7 protein-coding genes are annotated in these 13,749 nt (G+C 37.0%); all 7 read right to left on the minus strand.

Annotated elements, in window-relative coordinates; genetic code table 11:
• Positions 1-3,446 (minus strand): hypothetical protein (locus CKF54_RS05645; RefSeq protein ID WP_119525392.1); only part of this gene is annotated, 3,446 nt, incomplete at its 3' end.
• 681 nt (positions 3,447-4,127) lie between these two features.
• On the minus strand, positions 4,128-5,300 hold the full coding sequence (locus CKF54_RS05650; protein WP_119525393.1) for an alpha-hydroxy acid oxidase: 1,173 nt from the start codon (positions 5,298-5,300) through the stop codon (positions 4,128-4,130).
• 428 nt (positions 5,301-5,728) lie between these two features.
• Positions 5,729-6,454 carry a putative quinol monooxygenase gene (locus tag CKF54_RS05655; protein ID WP_262407816.1) on the minus strand — a complete coding sequence of 242 codons (726 nt, stop codon included), beginning with the start codon at positions 6,452-6,454 and terminating at the stop codon, positions 5,729-5,731.
• Positions 6,455-6,488: 34 nt separating this feature from the next.
• Positions 6,489-7,532, minus strand: a complete 1,044-nt coding sequence (locus tag CKF54_RS05660) for an amidohydrolase family protein (protein WP_262407817.1) — start codon at positions 7,530-7,532, stop codon at positions 6,489-6,491.
• 350 nt (positions 7,533-7,882) lie between these two features.
• A complete protein-coding gene (locus tag CKF54_RS05665) occupies positions 7,883-8,587 on the minus strand; it encodes a carboxymuconolactone decarboxylase family protein (RefSeq protein WP_119525394.1) in 705 nt (234 codons plus the stop codon).
• A 337-nt stretch (positions 8,588-8,924) separates the two neighbouring features.
• On the minus strand, positions 8,925-9,602 hold the full coding sequence (locus tag CKF54_RS05670; RefSeq protein ID WP_119525395.1) for a type 1 glutamine amidotransferase domain-containing protein: 678 nt from the start codon (positions 9,600-9,602) through the stop codon (positions 8,925-8,927).
• 2,545 nt (positions 9,603-12,147) lie between these two features.
• A partial coding sequence (locus CKF54_RS08160) for a sarcoglycan (protein ID WP_222987535.1) occupies positions 12,148-13,749 on the minus strand: 1,602 nt, incomplete at its 5' end.

Raw genomic sequence — 13,749 nt, forward strand, 5'->3', positions numbered from 1 at the left:
TCAGCTTTTTGCTCAGCTTTCTCTTCTACTTTTTCCTCAACCTCTTCATTGAAGTTAAATCCCCAGCTTGGCATTTCAGTAACTTGCCCCCAGGCAAAGTTGTCTGAAGTGTTCTCATGCTTTGGATTATTTGCCATAGCTTTGTCCTCTAGTGAACCTTGAGTTGGCTTTGCGCTTTGCGCTTGCGTTTGCTCTGGGTTCTCTTCTTGGTTTTGCTGGTTCTGCTCTTGGTTTTGCTTTTCGTTGCTTCCTTGAGGAGCTTGCTTATCTTGCTCGTCTTGGTTGTCTTGGTTATCTTGGTTATTTTCACTAGCTTGCTCGCTTGGTGCGGCAAAGATTTGTTCAAGATCAGCAAACAAATCAAGCTCATCTTGCTCTTTAGTTTTTGCAACTTTTGCGCCTCGATTGAGATTTGCAAGCTCACCTAAGTCTTTATTGCCTTGGTGTTGAGCATTTTCTGCTTGCTCGTAAGCTTTAGATAAAGCTGCTGACATAGAGCCAGAAGTTGTGTCTGAACTGTGAGCTAAGTACTCTTGTTCTAGTTCTTCTAAGTGTTCGTACATTTCTTCATAAGTACGATCACCGTTAGTAACTATTTCAATTTCTTCCTCTGTAAAGTTATTAGCTACAAAGAAGTCATCTAACGATGAACCATCATGATAAGTATCGTAATACTTATCTAAATGGTAAATGCCTTTGGCATGCAGTTCAGCAACTATTTGACGGTTCTTAACTATGTTGTAACGACGATCAAGTTCTTGTCTAAACTGTCTTACACGTTTTTCAATTTGGTTAACTTGATTTTGGGTTACAACTTTGTGTTGCAAGATATTACCAGTAGTATCTAGCGAGTAAGTGTTGGCACTTTTAGAAAGATCAACTTCAGTTGGGTTAACTTGAGCTAATTCTTTTTCTAAGCCGGCAATTTGTTGACTAATTGCTTGATACTCGGCAGAGTTAGTTGCAAATGAAGCAAGCGTTTGCTTTAACTCGCTAATCTTGTTTTCATAAAGGGCAACTAAGCGTTGTTTGTTTTCCGCTTCAGAGCGACGTAAAGATTCTTTTAAACGTACGTCTTCAATACTACGTAGTAACTCTAAAGTTTCATCATAACTTAGGTTTGGGTTTAAACCTTGTTCTTGGGCTTTAATGCGAATGGTTGCACGAGCAACTTTCTCCGCGGCATATTGTTTGACAATATTGCGCGGAAGCTCTGGAGCGGTATTGTATAAACGCTCAAGAGCAGCATCGTGCGCACTACGATCCCATAAACCATTTTCTAGTTTTCTTGGACGAAGCTCGTTTAAATAGAAGTCATCATCAAACTCATGGAACACTTGTTCAAGTTGCTCAAAGTTAAAGGCACTTAAACGTCCAAGAGTTTGTTCTTGCGTTTCCTGTAAATCTTCTTGGTAATCTTGCCCAAAGTCAGCATTGTATGCTGTTTGGAATTCAGCAAGGTCATAGTAAAGATCTAGGTCAGAGGTAAATGGAATGGCATTTACATTTTCTGACATGTCTTCGCTATGAGTTTGATTTAAGATTTTTTGTGCAGCTTCACGGATACGTGCTTTTTCTTGATCTGGGTCGTCTTCAGGAAAAAAATCTAGATCAGGATCGTCGATGTCCTCCTCAAGAGTTTGGCTTATTTGAAAGCGTTTTTTGGCAGACAAAGCAAGATCAGCTTCTACTTGTTTGTTGTAGTAGATAGAATCTTCTTGTCCTAACTCACGTTCAAGTTCATCTTGATCTTGATTGTAGTATTCACGACGCGCTTGAATAAAGATATCAAGAAGCTCTAAACCCGCACTACGTTTATGTTGGTAGTTTTGGTGTAACACCATAGCTTGTTGGATATTAACAATTGATGGTGCTAAACGTATGTGCATTTCTTTATCAGCAATATCCATGTAAGGGAAATCAGGCACTTCACGACGACGCTTGCTACTAATAATTTCCCCTTGTGGGTTGCGACGCACAGGACGACGACGTTGTACGTCGTTTTGGTACTGTTCGTTTACTTCATTCCAAGATCTAAAGTTAGCTAAGATCTTACTATCAACTTGGAATAGCTGCATAAAGAGGCGGAAAATACTAAAGGCTGCGCGGAACATAGGTTCACTCATGCGTTTTGCAGACTCTGGCGTTGCTTGTGTAATAAACTGCATTGCTAGGTTGCAAAGAATTGTTTTAGTATTCTCTTTATCACGTCCGTTGAACTTATTGCAACTTTCACTAAATGAGTTCTCTGATAATGAAAGAAGAACGCCTTCAATTTCTTTGGCAAAATCTTCTTCAGACAGATTTTCTTGCGCTAAGCTTTCATAGTAACGTAAGAATACTTCAATAAAGCCAACTGTACGCATAGTTGCTAATAAAAACGCAGGGTTTACTGGTTGATCATAAGCAACACGTTGGTCAGTAATTAAAGCACCCGCTAAAGTTAAAGCCAAAGTTGGGCTATAAGCTTTAATTGGGTTGATCTCTAAATCACGCTCTTTAAAAATCTCTTTTAATTTAGCGTTTTGTTCGGCAATTAACTGCCCAAACTCTGGTTTAAAACCTTTAATTGCGCCAAATTTGGTATAGCCAGCAATTTCTTCACTTACAACATCGTGAAATTGTGGCATAGTTAAATCTGTTAGGTTGTACTCACTAAACAGCTCAATTACTTTAAAGGCTGCGCCTGAAGCTAGAGTTTTACTAACCTCATCTGACAGACGTGATTCAGAGGTAAATCTCAGGAGGTTTTTGTGAGTAAACATGTTTTTACGGAGATCCTCGTCAATAGTAAAGTTTAATTTGGCACTAAGACGAATAGCGCGGATAATACGCATTGGATCTTCACGTAAACGAATGTCAGGATCACCAATCATTACCACACGACGGTTGAGTAAGTGATCTATCCCGTTATAAAGGTCAATTACTTCATTAGTAAGTACCTTTCCTAAAAGGGCATTAATGGTAAAGTCGCGACGTTTTACGTCCTCGCCTACTTTAGTTGAAAAAGCATTGTCCACCATTAAAATGCCGTTGTCGGCAGCTTTGCGCTGTTCAGCGCTTAGCTTGTCACGACTTACCTTACGATCCTCTCTAAAGGTTGCAACATCGTAACGTTTATCCCCAGCAGCAACGTGCGTAATTTGGAAACGACGTCCAATAATTTGGCAACGTCCTTTAAACAGCTGTTTAATTTGACTTGGGGTTGCACTAGTACAAATATCTATATCGTTATAGTCTCTTCCCAAGATAATGTCACGCATTACGCCACCAACAAAGTAGGTTTCATAATCAGCCATCTCTAAGTGCGAGCTAATATTAGCAGCTCCTCGACTTAGATGTTCTAAGTTAAACCCAAAATCTTTTTTAGCGTCATAAACACGTAAGTTTGGAAAGTCTTTACGAAGCTCGCGATAGCGACGAGCTATGCTAGATTTGCTAGACATAGGTAATCCATTTACTTAAAAGTAGATTATAGACTCAATAACCAGACTAGAGAAAATTGCTAAGAACTCAAGATTTGAAGCAATCTAATGAGTTTAACAACCTCGTCTATTGTAAGAACAATTAGCAAAGGGTACTAGCAAGAAGTTGACTTCTAGCTAGTCCAACAAAGCAAGCGTATGGTTTTCTTTCCTAGGTAACCTGATTACCTAGGCAAGTAAAACCTCTTACTCCTGATTATCACTCTGTCGAGTTCTGTTCTTGGTTTAGCTAAACCCTAGCTAAACTACTGCTAACCTAAACATTATCTTAAAAAATCTAGATAAAGCCTAAGAGTTTAGTCTAACAAGACTAATTAACTCTAGACATACTTCGACAACTATATTTTACCCTAAACCGCCGATAAATATCGTTATTTTTCCTCACAAACCCAAGAGAATACAAGAGAACCCATTGCCTAAGCAATGGGTTCTCTTGTTCTTGTCATTAAATTGTAATTAGCTAGTTGGAACTCTCTTAAGAAGAGGCTCGCTAAACATTTACAAATTGTGAACTAGTTGTTAGCTAGACTTACTAAAGATTAGCAGTATCTAGCTGATAAGCATACTAGTTTTAACTGGCAGTATCTAGTTGACTGAATGCCTGCCTTAGCTAACTGTATCTAGTTAATACGCATACCTGCTTTATTTCCACTTAGCTTCTGGGTAAGTACCTGGAAGTAGGATTTCTTTGTCTACGTCAAGAATGTTGGTTTTACCACAAAATGCCATAGACAAATCCATTTCTTTATAAAGGATATCTAACGCTTTTTCAACACCCTCTTGACCAAAAGCACCTAGTCCCCAAAGGTGTGGACGACCGATAAATACCCCTTTAGCTCCTAAAGCGTAAGCTTTTAGGGCATTTTGTCCAGTGTAGATACCACCGTCAAGGAATACTTCAAGTTTGTCACCTACAGCTTCAACAATTGATGGAAGCATTTGAATAGAAGAAGCAGTAAAATCTAGTTGACGACCACCGTGGTTAGAAACAACAACTGCGTCAGCACCATGCTCGTAAGCTAAACGTGCATCTTCAGGATCAAGAATACCCTTGATAATTAATTTACCACCCCAAAGGTTTTTGATCCACTCTACATCTTTCCAACTTAAAGTTGGATCAAATTGACTTTTTACCCAACCAAAGAAGTCGTCCATGTTATCAACACCTTTAGCGTGTCCTAGGATATTACCAAAGCTACGACGTTTAGTTTTTGCCATGCCTAAACACCAAGATGGTTTGGTCATTAGGTTCAGGATATTAGCAACAGTTGGTTTTGGTGGCGCTGATAAGCCGTTTTTGATATCACAGTGACGTTGACCAACAATTTGTAAGTCAGCAGTTAGAACTAAAGCACCACAGTGTGCTGCTTTAGCACGGTTGATTAAGTCTTCGATAAAACCACGATCACGCATTACGTAAAGTTGGAACCAGAAAGGAGCACTGGTTGCACTACGTACATCTTCGATCGAACAAATCGACATAGTCGATAAAGTGTATGGTACCCCAAAGTTTTCACAAGCTTTGGCAGCTAACATTTCCCCATTAGCGCGTACCATTCCGGTAAAACCTGTAGGAGCCACGGCAATTGGCATACGCACATCTTGCCCTACCATTTTGGTAGCTAAAGAACGATTGTCCATATCCACTAGTACTTTTTGGCGGAATAAAATTGGACTAAAGTCGTCATAGTTATGTGCATAAGTAGATTGAGTCCATGAACCTGAATCTACATATTGGAAAAACATGCGAGGAACTTTGCATTTTGCGACTTTCTTTAAGTCAGCAATGCTTGTCATTTTATCTAAAGAAGCCATTAATTTAACTCCAAACTAATCTCAAAGTTAAGCAAACCAAGCGACAAAGTTTACAACAACCTTTACTTGGGATAACAATATAAAAAACTAAACACAAATCCAACCTAACCATTTGGAGTTAAATATATTCATCGTTAAATATACTCATCTGACCTAGGTTAAGAGTAATACTTTTTAGCTTACTACATATTGTAAGTAAATACTAGAGAATTTTGTAATAAATTACACAAAAAGTAAGGTTTTTATATGCTTAACGAGGCTAACATAATGGCAAAAGAGAAAAATAGCCCAGAAGACAAACTTATGTTTATCTCCTAGGCTATTTTTATTTCTGCCTCTGCCTATCCCTTTTTACTTAAAACTTAACATTTACTTAAAACTTCACAAGCCTTAACGAAAGCTTTGCAAGGTCGGGCTGAAACATTAGGTTAGAATTTAAGCACATCATTTCTTAACCAAGTTAAACCACCTTGGTTACCTAGGTAACTTGGGGTTAAATTGTAAAAATACTTGTCCTCTACCATGTGCTGGGTTTGTTCAATATAGTATTTATAATGAGGCGTTTGACGATGATACTCATACGCTTGCTCATCTGCGTAAATCTCAAAGAAGTACCAAACATTATCTTGTTCTTTAGTCTTAGCTGCGTACATAGCTAGAACACCTTCTTCAACTTTGATCGCCTCTTGCATTTCCCCAACTACAATTTCCGCAAATGCTTGGTTGAACTCTGGTTTTACTGTTACTTTTACTAATTTAGTAGTAACTGGAGCTGTAGCCTCTACTTTTTTGTCAGCCATAAACTGTGGCTCAAGAGCAATACGTACTTTGTGATCGGTAAGAATTTGCGGAGAGTTCTCTAAGAAGTTTTTGTACTGTGGAGATTGCGCATGTACTTGGTAAGCCTCTTGATCTGCATATACTTCAACCATGTAAGCTAGGTTAGGATTGTTAGCGTCTTTTAAAGAATACATAGCTAGCGTACCTTTTTCCTGCGCAATTGAAGTTGAGATGTTGTTTTGCGCTACCGCATCATACTTCGCTGTTGCTTGGGATTGTACACCTAGCTCAAAAATATTGAACAGTGGTGTAGCTTGTACCTGCAAACTTGCAGTTGCTAAACTAGCTAGGGTAATAAGTTTTTTGATTGTCATCTAGTGCTCTCTTGTTGATTACTGTACTCAACGTCTACACATCTAAACGTAATAGTTTAGCAGCGTTTTTATAAGCAAACTTTTCTTTATCTTCGTCACTTAATGGTAAGCTTTCAACAAAAGCTCTTGCTCCATTGAGAGAAAGATATGGATAGTCTACTGAGAAGAGCATATTGTCAATGCCTACCACTTCACGGATAAAGTTAAAGTGCGGAATACCTGTCATACCACTATTAGTAATGTACACTTGATCTTTAACTGTTTGTAGTAAAGTACGCTCTAAACCACTTGCTTCTAACGGAATACTATCGTCCATACGTTGGAGATAGAAAGGCATTAACTCACCCCAGTGACCACTGATAATTTTTAAATCACGGTTACGATCTAAAGCGCCACTTAAGATTAAACGAATTAGTTGAATACCTGATTCATTGTGCCACCCCCAAGCAAACATTGACAGACGTGCGCTTACTTCATCGTTAAAGCCTGCGTAATAAGCTTGTTGCACTTCTTGATTTGGTACTCCTGGGTGTAAGAAAAGTACCATTTTGTGCTCATTCATTTTTGCTAGTACTTGAGCGTATTTTGGGTGATCTAAGAAGTCAGCAGATGGTCTACCATTGAGGAGAACTCCCGTAAAACCAAGTTTTACTACACGGTCTAACTCTGTTAGAGCTGCTTCTGGATCTTGCCAAGGTAGGGTTGCAAAGCCAGCAAATCTGTCTGGATTGTTTGCTTTAATTTGCGCTAAGTGATCATTAGCTTGAGTAATTAAAGTTACCGCTAACTCTTTATCTTCAATTAGTTGAGGAGAAGCTGCATATGACAATACTTGCATGTCAATGCCATGCTCGTCCATTTCAGCTAAACGGCTTTCACCGGTTTGCATTAGTTTTTGTAAAGAGTCCGCTTGTTTGATTACGCGTGGACGAGTAAGATCTTGGGCACCAAGATCATCTACTTGTTTACCCCAGTTAACTAGATACGGCGCTTGTGCTAGAGTTTGAGGCATACTCGCTTTAACTAGCTCTAGCGTATTAAAATGCTCTTCAACTGCAATTAGTTTTAATTTTGACATGGTTGGTTCTTCCATTTTAGGTTTCTGTTGATCATATGCGTAAGAAATACCAAGTATTCCCAATGAAATTAGGGAAAGAAGCAAAAGTAAAAATTGAAATTGTTTACTCTTCGAGGTTTTCTTTTCTGTATTTGCTTCATCTGCTCTTACTTATGAGGCAAAGCTTTCAGGACATTAGCCCCTCAAGCTTTAGCTCTCTAATTTTAACCTGCTTTTGCAAAAGTGTCTGGTTGCTAGTAGCAACTAGCAACTAGATTCTTTTAAGCTAATTAGCAACCAGATTCTTTTAAGATAGTTAGTAACTAGATTCTTTTAAGCTAGCTAACTTCTATATTCTTTAAACAGTTTTATTAAGAGTTATAAGCTTGTTGCACTACAGCAATACAAGGAATTACTGTCGGGAAACCAGCATAGAATGCTAAGTGAGTTAAAACTTCACCCACATCTTCTTTAGTAATACCTTGAGCAATCCCACGCGCCATGTAAACACCTAAGAAGTCTTTTAAGCCTTGAGAGATTAACGCAGTAACGCTAATTAAGTTACGATCACGTACTGATAAACCTGGACGTAACCATACATGGTGGTATAGTACGTTTTCACTAATGTCAGCTAATCCTGGAGCAAAACCACGAATATTAGCGTCAATTAAACCCATAAAGAAATCATTGTCAGGTAAAGCTTGAGAAACCTCTAATAGTTTTTCTTCTACTTGTGGTAATTGTTCAGCTGTAACCCCACGCTCTGCGAAGATGTCTTTTAAGATAGATACAGCTTCAAAAGCATTTGACCAACCTGCATAGAATGCCATGTGTAAGACAATTTCAGATAACTCTGTCGGTGTTACACCGTTATCTAACGCTTTGTTAAAGTAGTGTTTCATACCAATAGTTTGCTGACGCGCAATTAATGAAGCAACCGTAATTACCGCACGATCGTGTTTAGATAAAACAGGACGTTGCCATAAGTTATCTTCGATTTGGGTTTTAGTTAAGGTTGCTAAAGTTGGTGATACCGCAAATACGTCTGCTGGTGATAATGCTGATTTTGAAGTCATTTTAAATTCCTTTTGTTGTTTTGCTTTGTGTTGTTTTACTAACAGAATAAACTTAGTAACAGAATAAACTGTTGGGAAGAGCTACTTAAACTAACCAATGGTTAGCTTAAGCAGTATTTTTCTTAAATTCCTAGTTTAAGAACAAAATAGAAAGGGAAAGCAATAAAGCTTTGATAGAGTTAAGAGGTTTGGAGTTATCTAGCTTAAATTTAGATTTTGTCTAGATATCTCACCTGACATAGATATTTAGTTCAGATATCTTACTTAACTCCAGTATTGAGTTTAGATATCTGTTCAGATATCTAAACATCTTTACTTAGTAAACTACGCCTCGCTACTATTTATTTTTTAAAGCAGCTACTAAAGCTTCCCCTAAGCTTGCAGCTGATTGCGGGTTTTGTCCTGTAATTAAACGACCATCAACTGCTACTGTGTTTGACCAGTTAGGAGAATCTTGGTGTAACGCACTACGTGCTACTAAAGTTGAAGCTAATAAGAAAGGAACCACATTAGTAGATTGAACCTCTTCTTCCTCTGCGTCTGTAAATGCTGCTACTTTTTTACCAGCAACTAAATATTCACCGTTGCTTAAACGAGCGTTTACTAAAGCAGCTGGACCATGACATACTGCTGAAACAATACCACCGTTTTCATAGATAGTGCGAATTGCATTTTGAATATCAGCGTTATCAGGGAAGTCCCACATAGTACCGTGACCACCAGCAAAGAAAATAGCTTCATAGTCATTTGGATTTACGTCAGCAATTGCTTTAGTATTTACAATAGCGTTACGGAAGTTTGCATCAGCCCAGTAGTGTTTGTTTGCTGGATCATTCATATCTTCTAAACCATCTAGTGGAGCGTTACCACCTTTTGGTGAAGCGAACTCAACTGTAAAGCCAGCAGCATGAAGTTTTTCTAATGGGTGCGTAACTTCAGCTAAGTTAAAGCCTGTAGGGATGCCAGTGTCACCTTTAACGTTTTGGCTAGTTACTACGAATAAAATTGGTTTCATGATTTATCTCCTTGTTGGGAATTTATTTTTTAAATTTGTATTAAAAGGGTTAAAGGTTCAAAGTTTTTAATTTGAGGTTTGAGGTTTAAGGTTTGAGGTTTGAACCTTGCTTTGTTTTTCTGCGTCTAGTATAACGAAGTTTTATTTAACGATAAATCTAGGTATAGGAATAAGATTATTAACTTTAAGTTGAAAGTGAAAAATAGGTAGGGACAAAGATTAAGTTTTGCAGGTATGCTTGAAAGCATGTATAAAGACATGTTTGAAAACATGAAAGATCTGTTCAGTTCATTAGTGAGCATGTCGATATCCATAGATCAGGGGAGATATCCATAGATATAGATAGAACTGATTTATAGAAAATAGTTGATTAAGGAGTTGTGAACTGGAAAACAGGAAAATTGGAGAATTGGAAAATAGGGAAATTAGAAAACTTCACAATGAGGAATAGCTTCAAATGTTGGTTTTTGCGTTTTGTCTAAAATTTGAGGGACAGCTCAGACTAGGAGATTGAAAGACTGGGAGATTGAAATGCAAGGAGACTGGAAGATTGAAAGAAAAGCTATCTTTGCTTAAATTGAGAATGCACTAAATTTAGGATGCAAATAAAGCCATAGACCGTCCGATCTATGGCTTTATAAAATCTTTCTAAGATTTGTTTATTCAAATAATTCTAAGCTTAAGTAATTGCTTACTTCATCCTATAAATTTAAACAGAACAAACTAGATCCACAACTTTTGTTTTTAAACTTTGTTAGTTAGAGAGAAATTGTTGCTTAAAAAGTCCAAGTTGCATAATTTTGTAGTAACAAAGGAACAAGTAAGACCTTCATTTCCGCCCCCTAAACCGGGCTTAGCCTCGCATCTAGAGAAACTTCTACTCCAGTCTTACTTAGGTAATATAAACCTGATTTACATTCAACCCATTCGTAAAACTCCTAGGTAAACATAAACAGAATTTATATAAATAACTTCTAATAATATTAAAGTTCCTTACCAAAATCGGGACCAGCCTCGCATCTCGGTAAAACCCCTTAGCTACTATTAGCCGTTATGTAATAACATATTAAAAATATGTCAATCGATTTCTTCATTGCCAGAATTTGCACTTCTCACTCTAACCTTAATGGAGGTCATCACAAGAAGCTAAGACCTTAAACTGCAACGAGCACTTAAATTTAACAACCTCTTATAGACTTGGTAAATAATCAGTTGCCTCACTTAAATTCTGCTACAATCTTCGATCTCTACAAATACAGACTTACTACCTTGTTAAACTCAACTAACTTCAGTTTAAAATTGCATGCGTAACTTCGATTAATTAAATTCTTCTCAGCCGTAGGTAGCTGTATTGATGAACAAGCAATTAAGACACAAATTATATCTTTATTACAACGTATATAATAACACGTTTAGCAATAAAAATGTAGTCCGTTCAATTTGTTTATTCTTATAGTTTAGCAGTGTATTAAAAAATTGAGGTTAATACCGCAGTAATAACCTTTCCTTTTTTAACTTAGAAAAAATTATACTATATTTTTGCAAAGATTTAATAAAAAAAATATAACTTTTTAAGGTTAGGTTGGAAATATATCTTTACCAGAGGGGGAAGACCTTAACTTTAGGTTAAAGTTGGGACTCACACCTTAAGATGTTGTTTTTTATTTATATAAGTAGTCAACTCGTCAGAGTTGACTACTTTTTTGGGGGCAAAAAAGTAGTCAACTCGTCAGAGTTGACTACTTTTTTGGGGGCAAAAAAGACTTTTTTTATGTTAAATTAGCTACTATTTTTTTCCGTATTTTTGCCACAATACCCGACTAAAAAGTTGGGTCTTTATTGTGATTTGACCTAGTAAATTACTCTTCCTTTGCTTAAAAATTTATTTTTATCCCCCAAAATTTTTATTTTTCTAACAGCAAATTTTTGCAAAAAAAAACTTCAATTTTGTATCTAATTCCTTAGTTATTTTCTCAAAAATTCCCCTTGTTAAGATACTCTACATATTCAGGAAAATCATAATAATAATTTTTATTTTCTTCCAAAAATAAAAATAATCTAACAAAATTCTATTTATGTTTAGTTAAATCCTATTTATGAATTTTGTTCAGTGCTCTTAAGCACAAGAAATTCATGCCTAGAAACTCACTTCTATCAGCTTCTTACCGAACTGCTTCTTACCGAACTGCTTCTTATTAACAGACTTCTGCTTAACAGGATTCATGGTTCAATTCAACTAGCTTCATGATTCCTCTCAACCACAGTAATCTAGCTATCACAAGTTTATCATTCTGGAGGCTATAACTCTGGTTATAGCTACCAGAATGATAAACGTAAACCTCTCAACAACACCTATAGCAAGGAAAACTAAGAGTGTAGCTGGGAATGTCAGAGAATGTCAGAGAATGTCAGAGAATATCGGAGAATGTAAAAATAAAAATAAAGGTGTAAGCATTACGCCTACACCTTTTAAATTAGTTAATGATTAATTAGTGACAAGAGTTATCTTTTACTAATTATGACAATAGTTAGTTAATATCAAAAGCTATTTCTTTACTTCTTTTAAAGGTAGTATAGCTTTGTCATAACCAGGAACTAAAGCACAAGATCTAGATAGCATATCTCTCTCGCTTGCTGAAATTCCATATTTCTTCATAATTTCATCAACAGATAAATTCTCTAAGTCACGCTCTGTTACACCGTATGAGTCAAAGACATCATGTAAAGCAACATAACAAGTTGAGAAATGAGATTCAGTAGTTGTCACTACTAGCGCTTCACCTGAAGGCATAGTTAGATCAGATACTGTCTCTTCATGTTCTTCTACTTGTGGTAAAGCATTACCCTCTTCTAACCAATCTTCGTAACTAGTCTCAAGTTTTACTTCTAAATTATTGTCTTTATGCAGAATCTCTAACTCTGGGTTATTAGTTTCAACTTCTTGAGTGAATGCCTTTAATCCATTAATTAGTGGTAATTCTGCAATTACCCCTTTATTTAAATTAAAGTTTACAGGCATTCCAGAAAGTTCTACTTGTCCAGAGATATTGATGTTATTGCGTTCAAAAGTATTTGTATCTTGAGCTTCAACAGTTAAGTTACCTGCCTTGAATGTACTATTGGTAATTGTAGAAGAGCCTGTTGTTGCTTGTGTACGTACATGACTACCAGATAGATTACTGTTATCTATCTCAACATCAGTCTTCGCTAAGATCGTAACATTTTGAGTACCATTTCCAGCAGAGATATTAGTACCACTCATGAGTACGCCACCATTTTCTGCAATTAGAGTAACATTCTCTTTCGCATTGATTAGAGTACCGTTATCTAAATTCACAGCTTGGTTACCTGTTAAGGTTACCGCACCATTTGCAGAGTCTAGTTCAGTGTTAACTAGTTTAGTAGTACCGTTCTCAGAGTTGATAACAACAGACTTGTTACCGCTAATATTGCTATTGAAGATTGATACGTTTTCTTTCGCTTGGATAGTTGCGTTACCGTTTTCAGCAGTGACATTTGTGCCTTGAACGTTAACAGAACCATTTGGCGAAGTTACGTTTACATCTTCTTTTGCAAGGATAACAGTACCATTACCTAGGTTAACACCTTGGTTACCAGTGACAGCTACTGAACCATTTGGTGATTCTAGTTTGCTATCGCCTGTTGATACTGAACCGTTTTCAGCAGTAAGTTTTACTGACTTGTTACCGCTGATGTTGCTGTTGAAGACTGATACGTTTTCTCTCGCTTGGATAGTTGCGTTACCGTTTTCAGCAGTGATATTTGTGCCTTGAACGTTAACTGAACCATTTGGCGAAGTTACGTTTACGTCTTCTTTAGCAAGGATAACTGTACCATTACCTAGGTTTACACCTTGGTTACCGGTGATATCTACTGAACCATTTGGTGATTCTAGTTTGCTATCGCCAGTAGATACTGAACCATTTTCAGCAGTAAGTTTTACTGACTTGTTACCGCTGATATTGCTGTTGAAGATTGATACGTTCTCTTTCGCTTGGAGAGTTGCGTTACCGTTTTTAGCAGTGATATTCGTGCCTTGAACGTTTACAGAACCGTTTGGCGAAGTTACGTTTACGTCTTCTTTTGCAAGGATAACTGTACCGTTACCTAGGTTAACACCTTGGTT

Origin of the sequence: Psittacicella hinzii (assembly GCF_003585885.1) — a bacterium.
In the GTDB taxonomy this organism is placed as follows: Bacteria; Pseudomonadota; Gammaproteobacteria; order Enterobacterales; family Psittacicellaceae; genus Psittacicella.